General features: G+C 47.5%; 23 protein-coding genes. 8 read left to right on the top strand and 15 right to left on the bottom strand.

Annotated elements, in window-relative coordinates; genetic code table 11:
- Positions 1 to 326: 326 nt before the first annotated feature.
- From EQU24_RS10270 to EQU24_RS10255, 4 genes are read right to left on the bottom strand one after another with little or no spacing between them, the layout of a single operon-like run.
- Positions 327 to 647 (bottom strand): non-heme iron oxygenase ferredoxin subunit, encoded by a 321-nt coding sequence (locus EQU24_RS10270; RefSeq protein WP_014148485.1) that lies wholly within the window; start codon positions 645 to 647, stop codon positions 327 to 329.
- A 15-nt stretch (positions 648 to 662) separates the two neighbouring features.
- On the bottom strand, positions 663 to 1,442 hold the full coding sequence (locus EQU24_RS10265; RefSeq protein ID WP_017839593.1) for a class I SAM-dependent methyltransferase: 780 nt from the start codon (positions 1,440 to 1,442) through the stop codon (positions 663 to 665).
- A 6-nt stretch (positions 1,443 to 1,448) separates the two neighbouring features.
- On the bottom strand, positions 1,449 to 1,901 hold the full coding sequence (gene sufU / locus EQU24_RS10260; RefSeq protein WP_014148483.1) for a Fe-S cluster assembly sulfur transfer protein SufU: 453 nt from the start codon (positions 1,899 to 1,901) through the stop codon (positions 1,449 to 1,451).
- Positions 1,901 to 3,124 (bottom strand): cysteine desulfurase, encoded by a 1,224-nt coding sequence (locus tag EQU24_RS10255; RefSeq protein ID WP_026130040.1) that lies wholly within the window; start codon positions 3,122 to 3,124, stop codon positions 1,901 to 1,903. Before EQU24_RS10255 ends, sufU begins: the two co-directional genes overlap by 1 nt.
- Before the next feature lie 229 nt (positions 3,125 to 3,353).
- Between EQU24_RS10255 and EQU24_RS10250 the strand changes: the two genes are divergently transcribed.
- Positions 3,354 to 3,914, top strand: coding sequence for a Uma2 family endonuclease (locus EQU24_RS10250; protein WP_017839595.1), 561 nt, complete (start codon positions 3,354 to 3,356; stop codon positions 3,912 to 3,914).
- A gap of 283 nt (positions 3,915 to 4,197) precedes the next feature.
- On the opposite strand, the gene sufD is transcribed toward EQU24_RS10250, so the two are convergent.
- The 5 genes from sufD to EQU24_RS10225 all read right to left on the bottom strand — a co-directional run bounded on the left by sufD (position 4,198) and on the right by EQU24_RS10225 (position 10,749).
- A complete protein-coding gene (gene sufD, locus EQU24_RS10245; protein ID WP_017839596.1) occupies positions 4,198 to 5,520 on the bottom strand; it encodes a Fe-S cluster assembly protein SufD in 1,323 nt (440 codons plus the stop codon).
- Position 5,521: 1 nt separating this feature from the next.
- Positions 5,522 to 6,274, bottom strand: coding sequence for a Fe-S cluster assembly ATPase SufC (gene sufC / locus EQU24_RS10240; protein ID WP_017839597.1), 753 nt, complete (start codon positions 6,272 to 6,274; stop codon positions 5,522 to 5,524).
- A gap of 64 nt (positions 6,275 to 6,338) precedes the next feature.
- Entirely contained in the window at positions 6,339 to 7,787 is a 1,449-nt protein-coding gene (gene sufB, locus EQU24_RS10235) for a Fe-S cluster assembly protein SufB (RefSeq protein WP_017839598.1), read from the bottom strand.
- A gap of 14 nt (positions 7,788 to 7,801) precedes the next feature.
- Positions 7,802 to 8,251: an SUF system Fe-S cluster assembly regulator gene (locus EQU24_RS10230; RefSeq protein ID WP_014148475.1), complete on the bottom strand. Its 450-nt coding sequence runs from the start codon at positions 8,249 to 8,251 to the stop codon at positions 7,802 to 7,804.
- A 224-nt stretch (positions 8,252 to 8,475) separates the two neighbouring features.
- A complete protein-coding gene (locus EQU24_RS10225) occupies positions 8,476 to 10,749 on the bottom strand; it encodes a DNA internalization-related competence protein ComEC/Rec2 (protein ID WP_017839599.1) in 2,274 nt (757 codons plus the stop codon).
- Between the two features lie 83 nt (positions 10,750 to 10,832).
- Here EQU24_RS10225 and EQU24_RS10220 point away from each other — a divergent pair, with 83 nt between their 5' ends.
- A complete protein-coding gene (locus EQU24_RS10220; RefSeq protein WP_017839600.1) occupies positions 10,833 to 11,339 on the top strand; it encodes a DUF2062 domain-containing protein in 507 nt (168 codons plus the stop codon).
- Between the two features lie 517 nt (positions 11,340 to 11,856).
- Here the strand turns inward: EQU24_RS10220 and lolD are convergent.
- From lolD to fur, 3 genes are read right to left on the bottom strand one after another with little or no spacing between them, the layout of a single operon-like run.
- Positions 11,857 to 12,540: a lipoprotein-releasing ABC transporter ATP-binding protein LolD gene (gene lolD, locus EQU24_RS10215; RefSeq protein ID WP_014148472.1), complete on the bottom strand. Its 684-nt coding sequence runs from the start codon at positions 12,538 to 12,540 to the stop codon at positions 11,857 to 11,859.
- Positions 12,533 to 13,780 (bottom strand): lipoprotein-releasing ABC transporter permease subunit, encoded by a 1,248-nt coding sequence (locus tag EQU24_RS10210; RefSeq protein ID WP_017839601.1) that lies wholly within the window; start codon positions 13,778 to 13,780, stop codon positions 12,533 to 12,535. Before EQU24_RS10210 ends, lolD begins: the two co-directional genes overlap by 8 nt.
- 27 nt (positions 13,781 to 13,807) lie before the next feature.
- The gene (gene fur / locus EQU24_RS10205; protein WP_014148470.1) at positions 13,808 to 14,224 is read right to left on the bottom strand and encodes a ferric iron uptake transcriptional regulator; all 417 of its coding nucleotides are present in this window, start codon (positions 14,222 to 14,224) and stop codon (positions 13,808 to 13,810) included.
- A 453-nt stretch (positions 14,225 to 14,677) separates the two neighbouring features.
- Between fur and EQU24_RS10200 the strand changes: the two genes are divergently transcribed.
- A complete protein-coding gene (locus EQU24_RS10200; protein ID WP_017839602.1) occupies positions 14,678 to 15,142 on the top strand; it encodes an outer membrane protein assembly factor BamE in 465 nt (154 codons plus the stop codon).
- Between the two features lie 213 nt (positions 15,143 to 15,355).
- On the opposite strand, the gene EQU24_RS10195 is transcribed toward EQU24_RS10200, so the two are convergent.
- The 3 genes from EQU24_RS10195 to EQU24_RS10185 are packed head-to-tail and all read right to left on the bottom strand — an operon-like array spanning position 15,356 to position 17,428.
- The gene (locus tag EQU24_RS10195; RefSeq protein WP_235726451.1) at positions 15,356 to 15,625 is read right to left on the bottom strand and encodes an RnfH family protein; all 270 of its coding nucleotides are present in this window, start codon (positions 15,623 to 15,625) and stop codon (positions 15,356 to 15,358) included.
- Between the two features lie 7 nt (positions 15,626 to 15,632).
- Complete coding sequence (locus EQU24_RS10190; RefSeq protein WP_017839604.1) at positions 15,633 to 16,064, bottom strand: type II toxin-antitoxin system RatA family toxin; 432 nt, start codon at positions 16,062 to 16,064, stop codon at positions 15,633 to 15,635.
- 2 nt (positions 16,065 to 16,066) lie between these two features.
- Positions 16,067 to 17,428, bottom strand: coding sequence for a sodium-dependent transporter (locus EQU24_RS10185; RefSeq protein ID WP_017839605.1), 1,362 nt, complete (start codon positions 17,426 to 17,428; stop codon positions 16,067 to 16,069).
- 103 nt (positions 17,429 to 17,531) lie between these two features.
- Between EQU24_RS10185 and smpB the strand changes: the two genes are divergently transcribed.
- From smpB to EQU24_RS10160, 5 genes are all read left to right on the top strand, one after another.
- Entirely contained in the window at positions 17,532 to 18,017 is a 486-nt protein-coding gene (gene smpB / locus EQU24_RS10180) for an SsrA-binding protein SmpB (RefSeq protein ID WP_017839606.1), read from the top strand.
- Positions 18,018 to 18,339: 322 nt separating this feature from the next.
- Positions 18,340 to 18,693: a HopJ type III effector protein gene (locus tag EQU24_RS10175; RefSeq protein WP_017839607.1), complete on the top strand. Its 354-nt coding sequence runs from the start codon at positions 18,340 to 18,342 to the stop codon at positions 18,691 to 18,693.
- A 39-nt stretch (positions 18,694 to 18,732) separates the two neighbouring features.
- Positions 18,733 to 19,812, top strand: a complete 1,080-nt coding sequence (locus EQU24_RS10170) for an NAD(P)/FAD-dependent oxidoreductase (protein ID WP_017839608.1) — start codon at positions 18,733 to 18,735, stop codon at positions 19,810 to 19,812.
- The gene (mnmM, locus tag EQU24_RS10165; protein WP_017839609.1) at positions 19,778 to 20,350 is read left to right on the top strand and encodes a tRNA 5-(aminomethyl)-2-thiouridylate-methyltransferase MnmM; all 573 of its coding nucleotides are present in this window, start codon (positions 19,778 to 19,780) and stop codon (positions 20,348 to 20,350) included. The genes EQU24_RS10170 and mnmM overlap by 35 nt, the downstream gene beginning before the upstream one ends.
- 124 nt (positions 20,351 to 20,474) lie before the next feature.
- Positions 20,475 to 20,840 (top strand): exosortase system-associated protein, TIGR04073 family, encoded by a 366-nt coding sequence (locus EQU24_RS10160; RefSeq protein WP_223842361.1) that lies wholly within the window; start codon positions 20,475 to 20,477, stop codon positions 20,838 to 20,840.
- Positions 20,841 to 21,187 lie beyond the last annotated feature (347 nt).

The following is a 21,187-nucleotide window of genomic DNA, read 5'->3' as shown; positions in this document are numbered from 1 at the left end:
AAGACCATTGGCCGAACATTGACTCGCACTCAATCAGCCTCATGGAAAAACATTAGATTATATACGATTAGCACGTTTCATTCATAAACGAAAAACGATTTCAGCAATTCCTCGTTTGAACATATGCAAGGAGTTGAGGGTGTGAAGCATGCTTGGCGAGGATGTCGGCGGCGGGGCAGGTTTTTGCTCCTGCAAAAATCTACATTCACGCCATCCTTGGCGCTTAGCCGCCGTCAAGCTCCCATGGACGGGTTCACGGCGTTCCTCGACGGCATCCTCCACACCCTTTTACCCTCAAATTGGGAATTTCTGAAACGACTGAACGGCTAATCCCAACGATCATCGCGAACTTGAATACGGTGGTTTTCGATACGCAACGGAAAACAGGGGATGTCTTCATAGGCAGGCGGCGACTTGACAGCGCCGGTTTTGACGCAAAACCGAGCGCCGTGTCTCGGGCAAATGATTTCGTCTCCGTCGAGTTCGCCGCTGGCGATTTCTGCGCCGTCATGCGTGCAGACATCCTCGATCGCGAAAAATTCGCCGTCTATTTTGAATATTGCGACGTCGGCACCATCGACATCGATAACGACATGTTCGCCATCGGCCAAGGCATCTTGATCGACGACATCTATCCAATCGGACATGATGACTCCTAGATTTTAATTTTTGACATATACATCGTAACGCAACAGTTTTCCCTGAAAACTCTGACTCGGTTTGCCGCCGAGCGGCTCGGCATAATCGGGACTCTTGACAACCACCTTCTTCGCTGCTGACTGCATCGCTGCGGAAAATAATTCATCTTTATCCGGATCATCGCCTAGCAATTCTTGCAAAATCGTCATCGATTTTTTCGCCAACGCCGATTTTTTGCGTTTCGGCGGAAACATCGGGTCGATATAGATGCAATCTGGATGTTCATCGAGCCCGGCGAGAATTTCAATCGCATTGCCGGCGATCAGTTCGGGTAACTCGAGCGACAGATTTTTGACCCACTCCAATTCACCCAAACGCCGAAAAGCATCTTGCAATAGCTCAACCATGACCGGCGAACGTTCGATGCAGCGCAAACTATAACCCATCCTGAAGATATGAAGGCTATCCTGGCCCCAGCCTGTCGTCGCATCGACAACGGTCTGCGTTTTTCGTCCCAAGGCTTGACCCAGCGGCGTGTTTTTCGGAGCAGGCCAGGAACGCTGCTCGCCGGGACGGGGTTCAATGTCGACCGCCAGACCGCCTTTTTTCAGTAGCTCACAGTCGAGCAGTTTCAGCACACCATCGCGCCAGGTCAAATAAAATGATTCAAGCTGATCGAAATTGGGTTCGGACGTTACTCTAAGCGGAACGCCCAACCTTTCGGCCAATCGCTTAAAATCATCGGCATTGCCCTGCCCTTCATAAAGCACCGCGAGTTTGCCCAAATAAAGTGGCTCAGTCAAAGGCGCTTATTCGGTCGAAATCGATTGCTTTTCGTTTTTGAGCGCGGCATCGAGCGTATGCCAAGCCAGCGTTGCGCATTTGACGCGCGCCGGATACTCTCTGACGCCAGCTAACACGGCCAGTTTGCCGACCGCTTCGAGATTGATTTGTTCGTCCTTGCCAGTCGTCATTTCGTGAAAAGTTTTGAACAGGGCTTCGGCTTCGGCTTCGGTTTTGCCTTTGACGATTTCGGTCATCAACGAAACCGAGGCGGTCGAAATTGCGCAACCTGAACCCTGAAAGCTCGCGTCTTCGATCACATCGCCGTTCATTTTCAAAAACAGCGTCAGACGGTCGCCGCACAGCGGATTGAAACCGTCCACTTTCCTATCCGCATTCTCGATGATCCTGAAATTACGCGGATTGCGGTTGTGGTCGAAAATGACCTCTTGGTAAAGATCTCTTAAATCGTCAAACATTAACCAAATACCTCTATTAAAGATTCTATGCCGTTCATCAATACATCGATTTCCTGCTTCGTATTATATATCGCGAACGACGCTCGTGCGGTTGCGGGCACTTCGAAAAAGTCCATGACCGGCATCGCGCAATGGTGTCCTGCTCTAACCGCAATACCGAGACTGTCGAGCATCGTGCCGATGTCGTGCGGATGGATATGATTGAGCACGAACGACAGGATCGCGCCTTTTTCGCTTGCTTCGCCGACGATTCGAAGGCCTTTGATCTTCTTAGCCTGTTCGGTCGCGTAATCGAGTAGTTCGGCCTCATATGCGGCGATAGCATCCATACCGATTGCGCTTAGATAATCGATTGCGGCACCAAGGGCTATTGCGTCGGCGATGCTCGGTGTGCCGGCCTCGAACTTATAAGGCAGCGTATTGTACTCGGTTTCTTCGAACGTAACCCTGCGAATCATATCGCCGCCGCCTTGATACGGCGGCATCGCTTCGAGCAAGGCTTGTTTGCCGTACAACACGCCGATGCCGGATGGACCGTATAGCTTATGGCCGGAAAAGGCATAAAAATCACAATCCAATTCTTGCACATCGACTGGCATGTGCGGTATCGCTTGCGCGCCATCAAGCAATACCGGAATGTTTCTTTCATGAGCGGCGGCAATAATTTGTTTAACCGGATTGATCGTACCCAGCGCATTCGACATATGCGCGACCGCAACCAAGCGGGTTTTATCGCCGATCAGTTTAATGAATTCGTCGAAAATCAGTTCGCCGCGAAGATTAATCGGAGCGACTTTCAGTATCGCGCCGGTCTGTTCGCACAGCATCTGCCACGGCACGATGTTGGAATGGTGCTCCATTGCGCTGATCAGAATCTCGTCGCCGGCTTTGATATTGGCTTTGCCGTAACTTTGCGCGACCAGATTGATCGATTCGGTCGTACCCTTCGTGAAAATGATTTCCTTGTCCGATCCGGCATTGATGAAATCCTTGATCTTTTCCCGAGCGCCTTCGAACTTATCGGTCGAGCGCACGCTAAGCGTATGCACGCCGCGATGCACGTTCGCGTAATCATGGCGATAGACATGACTGATGCAATCGATCACGACGTTCGGTTTCTGGCTGGAGGCTGCATTGTCAAGATAGACCAGCGGTTTATTACGGATTTTCTCGTTCAGAATCGGAAAATCGTTGCGTATTTTATCGATAGGAAATTGAGTCATGGTTTGCTTGTTTGGCGTATATTCTTTATATTTTATCTTTTTGTCACTATTCAGCGCATGCGGTAGGTTGGTGTCAGGCATTGATTTCTAAGGACGCGTGAATACATCCCTGTAAGCTCTGACTGCAACGTCCTGTTGCAGACAGCCTTATAAACCAATGCCTGGCACCTTCTCATACATGACTTATGCTGAATAATGACATCTTTTTTAAAATCAACCGGTTTCAATTATGGCGATCGCAAATCCTCGAAAACATCTGACCGATATCGACGAATGGCGCAGATTGGGCGAAGCCGGCATTTTCCCGCCCGACAGCCGTCTCGAATTGATCAACGGAGAAATCTTGGAAATGTCCCCGATAGGCTGCAATCATGCAGGTCATGTCATCCGGCTAATGAATTTCTTTGCCATTCACGTAGCCGGAAAGGCTATCATGAATGCGCAAAATCCTTTGCGACTCGGCGATCTGTCCGAACCGGAACCCGACTTCATGCTCTTGAAACCGAACCTGGACTTTTACTCGACCCGTCATCCTGTCGCCGCCGATGTGTTATTGCTGATCGAAGTCGCCGATTCGTCGCTCGAATTCGACCGCAATCAAAAAATGCATCTTTATGCCATGCACCGAATTCCCGAGTACTGGCTAGTCAACCTCAACGAGGCCAGGGTCGAAATTTACCGAAAGCCGGCCGGCGATCTTTATGCCGAGAAGCGAACATTGACGTCCGGTGATTCGATCGCCTTGTCCGAACTCCCAGAAATCACAATCGATATCGGCGACATAATTTAACCTGAGTTCGAAATATAAAAAGCATATATTCCAGATGGTCAAGTCAGTATCAGGCCTCGCTGGAAGAAGTGTGCGCAGCATGGATGCTGTGCTCAAGCTATTCACGGCGTCTTCTGGAAGCGAGGCCTGATACTGGCTGAGTTTCTTAACCCGAACTCAGGCTGCTTTAGGCTTTTATCATTTATCTCTTCAAAACAATAAAACCACAAAGAACACCGAGTTCACAGAGGCATGGCTACAAATGCTCTGTGTTCCCTGTGGATGAATCAACGGCCAATACCGGTTACAACCAATCTTGCATAATCCCCTGCTGCGGAAATCGTTTCAGCACTTCCGCGAGCACCAGATCGTGTAGGCTTTTTTGCGTTATCTTAGTAACCATCTCGTTCGCAAACGCAAACGTCAGCATATTGCGAGCGGTTTCCTCGTCGACACAGCGCGATTGCAGATAAAACACCGATTTTTCGTCGAGTTGTCCAACCGTCACGCCATGCGCACATTTGACATCGTCGGCATAGATTTCCAATTGCGGCTTGGTGTCGGCTTCGGCATCGTTCGAAAGCAATAAATTTCGGTTGTTCATTTCCGAATCGGTTTTTTGTGCATCCTCGGCGACCACGACCCGGCCTTGAAACACGCCGCGCGCCCTGCCGTCCAGAACGCCTTTATAAAGTTCGCGGCTGATGCCGTAAGGCTCGAGATGATTGATGCGCGTATGATTGTCGAGATGCTGCCGTTTGACACCCAGATACAAGCCGTTCAAATGGCATTCACTGCCATGGCTCAAATCGCTGTGAATGTCGCTTCTCGCCAATAGGCTTCCGAAGGCGAAATTGTGATGATTGAAACGCGCGTCACGGGCTTGTTTCACGTAAGTACCGCCGAAATGATAGGCTTTTTCCGATTCGCATTGCAGTTTGATCATCGTCAAATCAGCGTTCGGCTCGACGAATACTTCGGTAACCGCTGCCGACAGATAGGCTTGATCGACGCCGACGTAGGTTTCGATGACTTGGGCCTGTGCCATCGATTCGGCAATCACGAGATTGCGCGTCGCCGCCAAGCGATTCGGATCGGTGACAACATGCAGCAACTGCACGGGTTTGTCCAAAACGGTCTTCGCTGGTATGCGTATGTATGCACCATCTGTAAACCACGCCGTATTGAATGCGACGAAACTGTGCTCATCGATACCAACCGCTTTGCCTAAATAAGGCTCGATTTGCCCGTCACCGGCTTCGAGCGATTCTTTTAGGCTTTTTATCGTAACGTTTTCCGGAAGCCCTGCCAGAACGGAAAATTCAGCCGAGTAATAACCGTCGACCAGCACGATTTGCCAGCAATCGGCCAAACGATAATTTTCGAGCCAATCTTTGTCGATTTGATTGTCACTCGGTTCAAGACGCGGTTCGAACAAATTTTTTTCGATGCCGGAAACGTTCGTATAGCGCCATTCTTCTTCCCGTAGCGACGGAAAACCGCACCCGGAAAATTGCTTCAGCGCATCACTGCGCAATGCGCGCAGCCACGGCAGCGACCCGCCGGGTAACGTCGTTTCGATTTTCGAATATTCTGCCGTGTAACGGCTAGCGGTTTGCGTAGTCATATCAAGCGGCCTGTTTGTTTTCAACCCAGCTATAGCCTTTTTCCTCGAGCTCCAAGGCCAACTCCGGCCCGCCCGATTTGACGATTTGTCCGTGCGCCAAGACATGCACGAAATCCGGCTTGATGTAATCGAGCAGTCGTTGATAATGCGTGATCATCACGAACGAACGCTCCGGCGAACGTATCGAATTGACGCCTTCGGCGACGACTTTCAATGCATCGATGTCGAGACCGGAATCGGTCTCGTCGAGAATGCACAGTTTCGGCTCCAACACCGCCATCTGCAGGATTTCGTTGCGTTTCTTCTCACCGCCCGAAAAGCCTTCGTTAACGGCCCGGTACAGAAATTTTTCATCCATTTCAAGCAAACGGACTTTTTCTTTGATCAGCGTCAGAAAATCCATCGCATCGACCTCGGACAAGCCTTGGTGTTTGCGAATCGAATTCAACGCTGCTTTGAGCAAATAGATATTGCTGACACCCGGAATTTCGACCGGATACTGAAATGCCAAAAACACGCCTTCGCGGGCTCTGATTTCAGGCGCCATTTCAGTCAGGTCTTTGCCTTCGTAAGTCACTTGACCTTGGGTGACGGTATAACCGCTTTTTCCGGACAAAACATGGGATAGCGTGCTTTTTCCGGAACCGTTAGGCCCCATGATGGCATGAATTTCGCCGGGTTTCACTTGAAGATTAATACCTTTCAAAATTGGTTTGTCGCCCACGCTGACGTGGAGATTTTCAATGTTGAGCATGTTGATTTCCTAAAAATTTATATGGTTTGATCGTTATAAAGCCGCGTTCATTAGATGATCGTCGCTAACCTACCGATCCTTCCAAACTGAGTCCTAACAAAGCCTGAGCCTCGACCGCGAATTCCATCGGCAATTCCTTGAAGACTTCCTTGCAAAAACCATTGACGATCATCGAAACGGCGTCTTCGGCCGAAAGACCGCGTTGTTGGCAGAAAAACAGTTGATCCTCGCTGATTTTCGACGTCGTCGCTTCGTGTTCGACCTGCGCTGAAGGTTGTTTTACCTCGACGTACGGAAACGTGTGCGCGCCGCATTTGTCGCCGACCAAGAGCGAATCGCATTGCGTATAGTTGCGTGCGTTTTCTGCGCCCTTCAAGACCTTGACCAAGCCCCGGTAAGTGTTCTGCGCGTGTCCTGCCGAAATGCCTTTCGAAATGATCGTGCTCCGCGTGTTCTTGCCGATATGTATCATCTTGGTGCCGGTATCGGCTTGCTGATAATTGTTGGTCAGCGCGACCGAATAAAATTCGCCGATCGAATTATTGCCGGTCAGCACGCAGCTCGGATATTTCCAGGTGATCGCCGATCCGGTTTCGACCTGCGTCCACGAAACCTTCGAATTGTCGCCACGGCAATCGGCTCGCTTGGTCACGAAATTATAAATTCCGCCCTTGCCTTCTTTATCGCCGGGATACCAATTTTGCACGGTCGAATATTTGATTTCGGCATTCTCCAATGCGATCAGCTCGACGACCGCGGCGTGCAACTGGTTTTCATCGCGCATTGGTGCGGTACAGCCTTCGAGATAACTGACGTGACTGCCTTCGTCGGCAATGATCAGCGTTCTTTCGAACTGGCCAGTATTGGCCGCGTTGATGCGAAAATAAGTCGACAATTCCATCGGGCAGCGCACGCCTTTCGGAATATAGACGAACGAACCGTCGGTAAACACGGCCGAGTTTAAGGCTGCGAAATAGTTGTCGCCGGTCGGCACGACCGAGCCGAGATATTGTTGAACCAATTCCGGGTATTCACGTAAGGCTTCGGATATCGGGCAGAAGATTACCCCTGCCTCTTTCAGCTTGCTCTTAAATGTGGTTGCAACCGAAACACTGTCGAACACTGCATCGACCGCAACCCCGGCCAAACGCTCTTGCTCGTCGAGCGGAATACCGAGCTTTTTATAGGCTTCCAAGATTTGCGGATCGACTTCGTCAAGGCTTTTCGGCCCGTCTTCCTTACGCTTAGGTGCAGAATAATAACTGACTGCTTGATAATCGATCGGTTCGAACTTAACGAAGGCCCATTCAGGCGACTTCATTGTTTGCCAATGGCGAAACGCTTTCAGCCTGTACTCCAGCATAAACTCGGGTTCGTTTTTGATTTTCCAGAGCTTGTGAATTACTTCTTCGTCCAAACCGGGCGGAAAAGTGTCGGTTTCCAATTCCGTGACAAAGCCTTGCTTGTATTCTTTTCCGATCAGTTGTTCGATTTCTTTTGCGCTTGCTGACATTTCGTTCTCCGTCGTTACCGGTAAAGACTCGCTACCGGCACATAAAATTCATCCGGCTTCGATGCCGGCAAAATCAAATCCGCTAGTGTAATTGAATCAAGCGCATTAAAGATGGCTTGATTGATTTTCCCCCAACTGCCGCGAATTTCGCAGCCGCCGGCCTGTTCGCAGTTTTGTTGCGAAATACTGCATTCGGTTAAAGCAATAGGGCCTTCTACGGCGCTAATAATGCTCGCCACAGTAATATATTCGGGTAAGTTCGCCAACTCATAACCGCCTTTCGCGCCTCGAGTCGAGCAAACTAGCCCAGCCTTGGCGAGTTGTTTTAAAAGTTTACTGACCGTTGCCGGTGCAATACCGGTTATATCGGCGATTTCATTGGCAGCATGCATCTGGAAGCGGTTTTTTGCCATATAGCTTAAAATCACTGTCGCATAATCTGTTAACTTGCCTAGACGCAACATACTCTGCTCCAAAAATTCAGGACTATTTTAGTCCTATTTAATACCATAGTAAAGCGCTTGGTTATTATTTTTTCCATTAGGCTTTTTTATGGGGTTATACCCATCGCACTTCAACTTTCGGCATTGACGTATGGAGGCACCGGGGTGTTAGGTCGATTTTTGCTCCTGCAAAATCGACCTAACACCCCGGCGCCGAAATTTGACCAGCAAAGGGTATAGATTAATCATGGGGCCGCATGCCAATAGCGCCGACGGGCTAAGCGCTGCGCTTCCAATTTTAGCGTGTGTTTTGTCGTCGTTACGGTCAAAGCCCCATGACGCCCAGTATCAAACCAATTAATGTTTAAATCATCCAAACGTTCGATGACTTCTTGATGAGGAAATCCGAAACGGTTCTTATAACCGGATGGAATTAGCGCATAATTTGGGGAAACGGCTTGCAAAAAAGCATGAGTCGAGGAAGTCTTACTGCCATGATGCGGAACGATCAAAATATCGGCAAGCAAATCGGAAGCGTAATTTTTGATTAACCATGCCTCAGCGTTTTTTTCAATATCGCCGGTCAACAAGATACTGCCTTGCTCGGCGATAACCTTGAGCACGCAGGAATTATCATTGTTCGAACGAAAACCGGCCGTTTCGCCAGGCGCTAACATAACAAATGAGACGCCGTCCCATGACCAACTTTGACCGGTTCTACAAAAATCAGCCGATATATGATCAATTCGCTCCGGCACACTGCTCAAAACCGCATCGGTCCTAATACTGCTGAGTAATGAAGCCGCGCCACCGATATGATCATTGTCGCCGTGACTGATGATCAGTTTATCGACTCGATCGATGCCTTGATAACGTAAAAACGGCAACAAGACCGATGTGCCGCTATCCGATCCGGAATCGAAACGAATTCCGGTATCGAATACCAAAACATGCTTTGCGGTTTGCACTACGGTAGCTAAACCTTGTCCGACATCGAGTAAGGTTAGTTTGGCCTCGCCATCTTCCGGGCGATCCAAGCTCGGAAAAAATAATGGACAAAGCATTAGGCATCCCAGCCAGCGCCCGGTTAATCCTCGCGGCGTCAACAAAATAAAAACACCCAGCACAAAAAAAGCCACTGCAATCAACGTAGGTTGAGGATAATAAACTGTCGCGAATGGCCAATCGGCTAATTTAGCCAAAAACCAAAGCAATCCTTTTAATATTGAGTCGACTAGCAACAATAGGGGTTCCGCTAACCCAGGTATCGTCCCGAGAAGAAACATGGAAGGAAGCAGAATGGGTACAACCAGAAAGCTAACGACAGGAACAGCAATTAAATTTGCCAGTGGCGCAATTAATGACGTTTGCTGAAAAAAGAATAACAATACCGGCGCAAGCGCAAATGCCATCGCCCAATGAATTTTTAGCGCCGCCAGCCAGCGATTTGTTTTCTGAAGTCTCCCTCCTGCAATGAAGACTATAAAGATAACCGCCAAAAACGAGAGCCAAAAACCGGGTGATAATATTGCCAAGGGATCCATCGTCAGTACGGCAAATAAAGCTAACGCTAATGTTTTGGAGAGACTAACGTTTCTTTGCCAAATGACCGAAAGCATAACTGCTGCCAGCATGATCAATGCGCGTTGTGTCGGCACCGAAAACCCGGCCAAACCGGCATAGAACGCAGCGATAAACAGCGCCGCAAGTGCGCCGACATAATGGGGCGACCATCTCAATACTCCGGTTCGGGCCCAGAATTTAAGGATCGTTAAATACATCAGCCCTGAAATCAGCCCGATATGCAAACCGGAAATCGCTATTAAATGAACGGTTCCGGTGTTACGGAAAATATTCCATTGGGCCGAACTTAGCTGTTGCCTTTCGCCGATTGCCAGAGCCTTGATAATGCCGATCGTATCGCTTGAAGCACCTGTGTTATTGAGCCTATCCGAAAGCTGTTGACGCCAAGTTGAAATATCAAAAAACGACGTCTTATCCGAAACCATAACTGGCGTCGGTCTATCACGAACATAACCGGTTGCCCCGATGCCTTCGCTCAGTAACCAACGTTCAAAATCGAAACCGCCCGGATTCAAATTGCCATGCGGTCGTTTGAGTTTGACCGAAAACGACCAATACTGACCGGCTTTAATTTCGTGCTTAGGATTGTACCAACTCAAGCGCAGTTTCTTAGGTGTGCCTTCAGGACCCTGAATATCGGTTAGGTTGAAACGCACACGTCTATCGCTTTGACGGGGCAGTCCGGTCACGCGACCCTCTATCGGTATTATCTTGCTTTCCAAGTCGACCGGGAGTCGATTCGATAAAGCATTTGATGCATAAACAATCGCCCATAGCATACCGAACAAAAAGATTGCGGCTTTTCGATACTTAAGTCTGAGTAAGATTCCGACCAAAACGCAAACAGAGACTAGCCAATGCCATCCTCCAGGCAATTGTGGAAATTGTTGAACCGTCCAAATACCGGCTGCGAAGAAAAGCGCAGATTCAACCATCGATTCTCCGAATGATTTATGCTTTTTCGGCTTAAAAGAAACCTGATAAACTACGGGCCTGAAAAACTATAACTACAAAGATCATGCCTAAAAAGCTCATCAAAAAGTATCTGCCTCATCCCGATAAAATCAAAGGACACAAAAACCTACAATTTTTGGGTGAGCGTTTACACGAACCGAATTTATGGCATTTAAACCGCCGTTCGGTAGCGCTAGCTTTTGCAATCGGTTTATTTACCGCCTGGATTCCTGTCCCCGGCCAGATGGCAATCGCTGCGGCCGGGGCTTTTTATTTTCGGGCCAACTTACCGCTGTCCGTCGCTCTGGTGTGGATTACCAACCCCTTGACGATGCCTCCGATGTTTTATTTTGCCTACCGCGTCGGCTTGTTGTTGATGGCAAGAAAGCCACATGAGGACGTCGAGTTTACTGTTGAAAACGTCATGACCGAATTAAGCGATATTTGGGCGCCGTTTTTACTCGGTTGCTTGGTAATTGGTACGATATGCTCGACTGCCGGCTATTTCGGCATGAGCAATCTCTGGCGCTATCATGTCGGTAAGCGCTGGACTAAGCGGCAGAAGCGCTAGTTCCTGTACTTAATAGGATATGGTCATAAATAACCTCCCTATTTCCTGTAGGGTTCGGTTGCTCGATTGACAGGAGTCGGCGGCAGGGATCGTCAGGTTCAGCGTCAGAGATGACAAGGTATATTAGGACATGGCTCTAAATAACTTGTTTTTACTCCTTTTAGATCAAAAAACCGTCTACGAATAAAAGGCATGGAATGTGTCTAGCAAGGACCGCCGTAAACCCATCCATGGGGGCTTGTCGGCAGCTCGAACGCCAAGGATGGCGTGAATGCAAATTTTGCATGGAGCAAAAATCTGCCCTGCTGCCGACATCCCCGCTAGCCACACCTCACACCTTTATTAAAGTTAGTCAACTTTACAAGTATAAAGGGGGTAGTTTCGTGCAAATGCATGAAAATCGATGAAATGTGAATGATGTAGTCTTGACAAGAGATAGAAAAGCCACATCCTTTTACCTTTCACCTTTCACCTTTCACCTTTCACCTTTCACCTTTCACCTTTCACCTTTCACCTTTCAGTGATTGACGATCAGACCATCTTCCATATGCAACACGGTATCCATGCGCTGAGCTAAAACCGGATCGTGAGTAACGACCAAGAAGCTCACTTTGAGTTCGCGATTCAACTCCAACATCAATTGATAAATTTGCTCGGCAGTTTTACTATCTAGATTACCGGTCGGTTCGTCGGCCAATACGCATTTCGGTTGATTGATCAATGCTCTGGCAACGGCGGCCCGCTGCCTCTCACCACCGGATAACTCTCCGGGCTTATGCTCCACTCGATGCCCTAAACCGACTCGTTGCAATAGCTCATCGGCCTTATGACGAGCTTGACCGACTGTTTCGCCTCCGATCAACAACGGCATCGCCACATTTTCCAATACCGTAAACTCGCCCAGCAAATGATGAAATTGGTAAATGAAGCCCAAAGAGCTGTTTCTCAGTTTATTTAATTTAGTCGAATTGACTTTATTGAGATTGACTCCGTCCAAAACGACTTCGCCGCCATCGGGTTTATCGAGACCGCCGAGCATATGCAGTAAGGTGCTTTTACCTGAACCCGAGGCGCCCATGATAGCCACACGTTCGCCAATGCCGATATTTAAATCGACGCCTTTCAACACATCGACATTGAGTCCGCCTTGCTTGAAACTCTTTGTCAAATCGCGGCATTGTAAAATAGTCGAATCATTCATATCTTAAAACTTCCGCGGGATTAATTTTTGATGCTTGCCAGGCAGGATAAAGGGTTGCGAGTAACGATAACGAAAAAGCCATTCCTGCGATTGTATACACATCCTCCCATTCCAGTTTCGAAGGTAACTCGCTGATGTAATAGACATCGGCCGCCATGAACTGCACGCCGAAAAGCTGTTCGATCGCCGGCACAATGGTTTCGACATTCAGCGCCAAGGCAATCCCCCCTGCAGTACCTAGCAAAGTACCGACCACACCGATAATCCCACCCAAAACAATGAAAATCCCCATGACCGAAGGCGAGGATAGTCCCTGAGTTTTCAAAATAGCGATATCACCGCGCTTATCGGTTACAACCATGACCAGCGTCGATACAATATTGAAAGCGGCCACCGCGACGATTAAAAGCAAGATGATAAACATGACCCGCTTTTCGGTTTGAATCGCGCGGAAAAAGTTACTGTGCGCTTGCGTCCAATCGCTAACCCGATAATCCTCATACAATGCTTGAGCGATGGATCGACTGATTTGCGGCGCATTGAACAAATCGTCAAGCTTTAAGCGTAGACCGGAAACCGCCTCCCCCATTCTGAACAATCTTGATGCATCATCCAGATGGATAATCGCCATGTTTCGGTCATACTCATACATGCCGACTTCGAAAATACCGCTAACGGTAAATCGGCGCATACGAGGCAATATTCCGGCCGGCGTGGACGTGATTTGAGGGGTGATTACAGTAATTTTGTCTCCAACCATCGCGCCGAGATAGGCGGCCAATTCCGCACCTAAAACGATGTTGTATTCGCCGGGTATTAGTTGTTCGAGCGAACCGGCCTTCATTTTTTCGGCAACTTCGGAAACCTGATGCTCCACGTTCGGCAAGATGCCTCGCAGCATCGTACCGCTGACTCGTCGGTCCGCATTAATCATGACTTGGCCGTTAATAAATGGAGCCGTACCTTCTATATTAGGATAGTTGCCAATCAAACCGTTTAGTTTTTGCCAGTCCTCCAATTGGCCATCGAGCCCTGTAACGGTGGCATGTGAAGTCATACCTAAAATCCGTTCGCGCAATTCCGCTTCGAAACCGTTCATCACCGATAAGACGGTAATCAATGCGGTCACTCCCAATGCGATGCCGAGTATAGATGTCAGCGTGATGAATGAAATAAATTGTGTACGGCGTTTTGCCCGCGTATAGCGCAGGCCAATATACAAAATGAGAGGCTTAAACATTCAGTGTTGGATAGAGGATGGACGAAATTAGGATTTTTTGCAATTAACGCACAATCCATATAAGTACAAGCTGTGATCGGTTAATTCATAACCCAGCTTGTCGGCGATTTCTTTTTGTCTGCTTTCTATGACCGGGTCGGTGAATTCGTCGACTTTTCCACATTTGACGCAGACGATATGATCATGATGACCGCCAGTATTTAGTTCGAAGACCGAATTTCCACCTTCGAAATGATGTCTTGCAACCAAACCGGCGGCTTCAAATTGAGTCAAAACCCTATAAACAGTGGCTAGTCCGATTTCTTCATTTTCACTCAACAGGATTTTGTAGACCTGTTCGGCAGTTAGATGACGATCGTCTTTTTGGCTTTCAAGAATTTCAAGAATTTTAACGCGAGGTAGAGTGACCTTTAAGCCTGCGTCCCTTAAATCTTGTTTTTCCAAAATAAAATCTCCTATCAAAAAATGGATCGTTTTGCTTTCCGGGATAAATTAAATCTATTAGGTACCAGAAAATGTAGCGAACTGAAAAGCAAAAAGCTATTGTAGCCTTTTTTACTCGTAATGAGCATACAGTTTAACAGTACAGAACCAGCAATTCCCAGTTTGAGCATTTTCGCCAATCTTAGGGTGTGGGGTATGCCTGTCGAGGAACGCCGTAAACCCATCCATGGGGGCTTGGCGGCAGCTCCCTGCTGCCGACATCCTTGCCAAGCACACTCCACATCCTTTTTGATCCTCAAATTGGGAATTGCTGGTACACAACTGCATTCTAGGATAATTATTGTAATTGATGTAAGATTCCCGTTTTGCTTATCCCTTAGACGCTAAATGAGAAAGCCGCTTGTCTTTTCATGCTTCCTAGCAAGCTTAATACTCGCTTCATGTACGACTATCATGGAAAACTTGCCGGGCGTCTATACATTGGACATTCAACAAGGCAATATGATCGACCAGGAAACCATCGATCAGTTGCGTCCTGGCATGAATAAACGCCAAGTTTTATACATCATGGGGTCACCCATGTTGCTCGACCCCTTTCAACAGCAACGTTGGGATTATATTTTCTCTGAACAATTGGGAGGGGGAGCTAGACTGCAAAAAAAAGTATCTCTAATCTTCGATGAGGATCAATTGATAGGAGTACAAGGCGATTTCAGACCCAGCTCAAAACCCACCGAACGAGTCTCGCACGAGACAACACTCGTGTTACCCAAGCGCAAATTAGATAAAACGGTTTGGGAAAAAATAACCGGGTTATTCAGTAGCGATGAAACAACAAGCAGCTCAATCGAATTCAAAAAACCGGACGTCAACGTAATCGATAATGATCCGCTGACTTCATCTTCCCGCGTTAATTGATGCGAAAATTCCTTAAGAGAGCCGAACTAGCTGAAGGAATTTAACAAGCTATACCTTTCGCACTTCAAACTTCGGTAGTGCCCGAGGTGGTGCCGGGCGTCCGACAAAGGCTTTGCCAGCATGGAGCTGGCATAGAGCCTACATGGACGTATTCACGGCGTCCTTTGACGGACACCCCTGTGCCGAATTTTGATCTACGATGGGTATAAACGCTTATTCTTTTGCAGCCTTACTTCTTCTCGACTCCTTAGGATCATGCAGTAATGGCCGGTAAATTTCTACTCTGTCAAATTCCTTTAACACCTGATTCAGTTTGCAGGCGCCGCTAAAAATACCCACCTTAACTTGAGACAAGTCGATTTCAGGAAAGCGTACTAAAATCCCCGATTTGATAATAGCATCCTCGACAGTCGCACCCTCCGGTAATGTGGTGTTTAAAATAACCTGCTCTTCCGGTTTGGCATAAGCGACTTCCACCCTAATTAATTTTTCAGCCATATATATCCTTTGCACGCTCGGTAAACGAAGCCACCATGGTATTGCATATTTGATTAAAGACGGCTCCGAAAGCCAGACTCGCCAATTTTCCGGACATTTCGAACTCAAGATCCAATGAGATTTTACTCGCATCCTCCCGCAGAGGCATAAAATCCCACTTGCCTTCCAGGTACGTGAATGGCCCGTTCAGTAATTCAATCGTAATCCGACCGCCATGGTCCAGTTGATTACGGGTTGCAAACGATTTTTTGAACCCTCCCTTAGCAATCATCAATTCGGCTTCGACAACGTCATCATTGCGAGACAAAATCCGACTGCCTGAGCACCAGGGCAAAAACTCCGGATACGCTTCGATATTATCGACCAGGTCGAACATCTTTTGCGCGGAGTATTTAACCAGCGCGCTTTTTTGTACCAACACCATGTTTACAGCACTCCGACCACGTTCAAAAACACCAGAAAAACTGCTGCGGGAGAGACGTATCGAACCAGAAACCACCAGATTTGGTAATGTATTGGCCTGGAACTACGCAATTCATGCTCGCTATCTTCGGGTTTCATGATCCAGCCTGCAAAAACGGCCACACAGAAACCGCCGATGGGTAATAATAAATTAGCCGTCAAATAATCCAATAAATCGAAAATGGTCCGATCGAAAATTTTAAAATCCGACCACACATTAAAAGAAAAGACCGTGCCTAAACCTATAACCCACGTTGCAAGGCCGGCCCAGACACATGCTTTCTTGCGATCAACTGCTTTGTTCTCGACCAGCCATGCTACAGCCGGCTCAATCAGCGATATTGACGAAGAAAGCGCCGCAAAAACCAGCAAAACGAAAAATAAAATTCCAAACAGCCAGCCGCCGGTCATATTGCCGAATGCAATCGGTAGCGTTTGAAAAATCAATCCGGGGCCGGCTGCGATTTCCAAGTTATTTGCAAAAACAATTGGAAAAATAGCGATACCGGCCAGCAAAGCAACAGCGGTATCTGCCCCTGCGATCAAGATACTGGTCCGCGTAATCGAAATGCTATTCGGCAAATAAGAACCGTACACCATGATTGCGCCCATGCCTAGACTCAATGTAAAAAACGCATGCCCCATTGCAGTCAGCACGGCTTGACCGGTAATTTTGCTAAAGTCAGGATTGAACAAAAAATTAATGCCTTGTTCGTAAGCACCGGTCGTCATCGCATATGCAACCAACAACATTAGAATAGTAAACAAACCGGGCATCAAAAATCTGACCGCTTTCTCCAAGCCGCCGGCAACCCCTTTTGAGACCACTAGCATGGTCGCCAGCATAAAAATACTATGCCAAAAAATTTGTTGCGGCGGACTGTTCATTAAACCGCTAAAAGTATCTTTGATTGTTGTGCCGTCCGCACCTGAAAAGCCGCCGAAAAAAGCTTTGAAAACATAGGAAAGGCCCCAACCGGCTATTACGCTGTAGTAAGACAAAATCAAAAAACCGGCAATAACGCCCAGCCAACCCACATAATGCCATCTTGGATCGGCATTCGCCTCGTCGGCCAAATCAGACATCGTATTGATCGGACTTTGCCGTCCTCGGCGGCCGATAAGCGATTCCGCGATCATAATCGGAAGGCCTATCAGCAAAATACAAAGCAAATAAACGATAACGAAAGCTCCGCCACCGTTTTCTCCTGCAATGTAAGGAAATTTCCAGATATTGCCTAAACCGACCGCCGAACCGGTCGCTGCCAAAATGAATGCGAAGCGCGATGACCATTCACCATGAATTGATTTCTTTGTTTGCGTCATTTCCGTGCCTGTTCTTTGCTATAAAGCTGAATAATTATCGATAAATCGAGTAAAATACCAAAATTATTAGATCCCGTCAGTTTATAAATCCACTTAACACGCCATGGCCGATAAAAAATCGAAGAAAAAAAACAAGTCGCAAAACAATACCATCGCCACCAATCGCCAGGCTACGCACGAATATTTTATTGAAGAACGCTTCGAAGCGGGTTTAGTCTTAGAGGGCTGGGAAGTCAAAAGCCTGAGAGAAGGCCGGGCGCAACTAAAGGAAAGTTATGTGCAAATCAAGCGCGGCGAAGCGTGGTTGTATGGCGCTCATATCTCGCCGCTATTGTCCGCTTCCACACATGTCAATCCGGATTCCATACGCGGTAGAAAGCTTCTGCTGCATCGTCAAGAACTGAACAAATTGATCGGCAGCGTCGAGCGCAAAGGGTATACATTGATTCCTTTATCAATGTATTGGAAAAACGGTCGAGCCAAAATTGAAATTGGCCTGGCCAAAGGCAAAAAATTACATGACAAGCGAACGGCATCGAAAGACCGAGATTGGCAGCGCGAAAAAGAACGCTTGATGAAACACGCTTAATAATAGATAGCGGTTAACAGTCAGCAGTGAGCGGACGGAAGTACCTTGGCCGTTCGATCGTTCCCAAGCGCTTTGCTTGGGAATGCAGTATGAGAAGCTCCCCCTTCGACAAGAGCTCAGGGCAAGAGTTTCTCGAAATCGGTAAGCTTGCATGAAGGGCCGCTCAAACAAGAGGTTGGGAAAAAGCTTTTTACCCCAGTTTTTTTTTACAAATAAGGCTGGAATGGCGCTATAGCGCCATAATATTTATTATTTTTATTACTATTCAATATCTTATACCCAGAAAAATGTTAATGCTGGGTTAACATAACAATAGATAACTATGACTTTGACTGAATTTCTCGACAAATTAAAATCCAATAAACCGGTCGATTTCGAAGAAACGATGGCTGTGATAGCCGAACACTACGAATATCAACCAGCCGAATTTAGCAACGGTCTCGAACATAATAAATTGATCAATAAAGCCGGTACAAACGAAGGCTCCTGCAAAATTTTCGCGTTCGCAAAAATGAACGGACTCGATGAGCAACAAACCTTGAATCTATTCGGCGATTATTATCGTTTGGACGTGTTGAACGATCCAACCGGAACCGGCCATCAAAACATCCGAAATTTCATGCGCTACGGCTGGCAAGGTATACAATTCAAGAGTATGCCGCTTACGCTCAAATAGCCGTTTCGGAACGATGTCTACGTTGCGGCTAAAAACTAAATGGATATCGATTTTCTGATCGTAGGACAAGGACTGGCCGGAAGCCTGCTTGCCTTTGAGCTGATACAACGCAATGCAAGGATCATGGTCGTCGACGACGACCGCGAAAATGCTTCGCAAGTCGCAGCTGGCCTCATCAATCCTGTTACCGGCATACGCCTGGTCAAATCCGATCGGGTAGACGATTTATTGCCGGAAGCCAAAGCGCTCTACAGCCGTCTGTCGAAAGTTTTCGCACGGAATTTTCTCGTAGAAAAGAGGATGTTTCGCCTGTTGCGCAACAAGGCCGAGCTAGCGCAATGTCAAAAACGCTTGAACGACTCGGAGTATGCTGCCTACGTATCGAAAATACATCCACGAGAATCATTCGCTTATCCCTTCCATGACTGCCGCTGGCTATTGGAGCAAAAACAAACCGGTTATCTAAAGACCCGTCCGCTGCTCGTTGCTTTGCGGGACTTCTTTATCGGTCTCGACAGCTATCGAAAAGTCACGTTCGATTTTCGTGGCGCACAAGTCTTTGAGTCTTTGTACCGGCAAGGACTCAAGCCGAAACAGATCATTTTTTGCGAAGGATACCGTTTAATCAATAACCCGTGGTTTTACTGGCTACCATTGCAAGCGGTCAAAGGCGAGATACTGACCATCGAAAGCGATTTTGCCTTACCGGAACAGATCATCAATTTCGGCAATTGGCTGATTCCTATCGGGCAAAATCGTTGCCGGACCGGCGCTACATTCGACAGGCATTGCACCGACACAAGCATTACTGAGCAGGCCAAGAATCAAATGATTCAATCGCTTTCTAAGATAGATCCACGTTTCGAGTCCAAAACGCGCATCGTCGATCAACAGGCCAACATCCGCCCCTGCACGCCGGACCGAATGCCTTTTCTAGGCAGACATCCCGCAAATACCAAGCTTTGGGTATTCAATGGTTTCGGCGCCAAGGGTAGCCTGCAAATCCCGTGGTACAGCCGTCATTTGGCCGATACCTTACTTAACGACGCAACCTTAGATAAGCACTGCAACATCCAACGTTATTATGAAACGCATTTCCTTGGTTCACGAAGCGCATAAAGCTTTACAGACTATACTGCAAGCCGGCGATTACGCGATCGATGCCACAGTCGGCAACGGGCACGATACGCTGTTTCTGGCTCGGCATGTCGGTCCCGAAGGCATCGTGCTCGGATTCGACATTCAGCAAAGCGCGATCGATAAAACGCGGCGCAGACTTGAACAAGGAAAAATCGACACTCCGGTCGAGCTATTCAGAGCGAATCATGCGGAAATGACAAATATGATTCCTGCGCAGTTTCACGGACGCATCAAAGCGGTCATGTTCAATCTGGGATATCTTCCTGGCGGCGACAAATTGCTGATCACTCGAACCGATACGACGATTGCAGCCCTGAATCAAGCCCTTCGAATGCTTGCACCGGATGGTTTATTGACGATACTTGCCTATCCTGGCCATCCCGGCGGCGACCAAGAAGCCGATGAAGTCGACAAATGGTGCGCCGATTTGGAGGGTTCCCGTTACGATAAGTCATGCATCAACAGTCAGGAAAATCAAAAGAGTACGCCCCGCCTTTACCTCATTAAACCAGCCTGAAATTCTAGAATACGAGTTAAGCGTCACTTAAGTTTTATATGTTAAGCCTTTGACCAGTCATATGGGTTCCTCTATACTGTGATAGCGATACGATACTATACTTTAAAAATCACCAAGGAGAAAAATGATGTATACGTTCAAGCCTGTCGCAGTGGCTTTAGTTTTAACGTTAGGTGCTTACACCCCAATCAGTCATGCAGAGGAAAGCTATCTTTCTCGAGTTGGCGATAAATTTTTAGGTGGTGTTGCAAATATGTTTACCGGTCTTGCTGAAGTACCTAAAAACTTGATCGATGTAACCAACAAAACTAACCCGGTTGTCGGTGCGACAGGCGGATTGATCAACGGAACATTACAAACTGTAGGAAGAACTGCTTCCGGGGTTTTCGACATTATCACGAGCCCGATCCCAACCGAAAGTATGGTAGAACCGAAATATGTTTGGACGGAGTTCGATCGTCCTACATCATATGGCGGCACTTTTAAATAAGCTCAAACCCTTACTCCCCGATCTTTTCGGGGAGTTTCTTCTTGCCTCTTTCTTGCTTTCCCCCTGTCATACCTATCGCACTGCACAAATTTCAGCATTAGCGAATAGAAGGACAGAAGTGTTCGGTAGCTTGCAAAATTCATATTCACACCTTCTTAGCAATTAACAATCTTTGCTACAACACAAACACGCGGAATAATTTCGAAAGTTACTCACAAAACCTGTGGATAACTCTGTGGATTCGTTGTTTTTTAATTCGCTAACGCACCGGTTTTATTACGTTTCAGTCAAATTGTCTAAAATCCATACAACACTTTAATTAATACAAAATCAATAGCTTACATTAT

It is taken from the genome of Methylotuvimicrobium buryatense (genome assembly GCF_005931095.1).
GTDB classification, from domain to species: Bacteria; Pseudomonadota; Gammaproteobacteria; order Methylococcales; family Methylomonadaceae; genus Methylotuvimicrobium; species Methylotuvimicrobium buryatense.
Note: the sequence above shows the minus strand (reverse complement) of the source record. Positions and strands in the feature narration are given on the sequence as shown.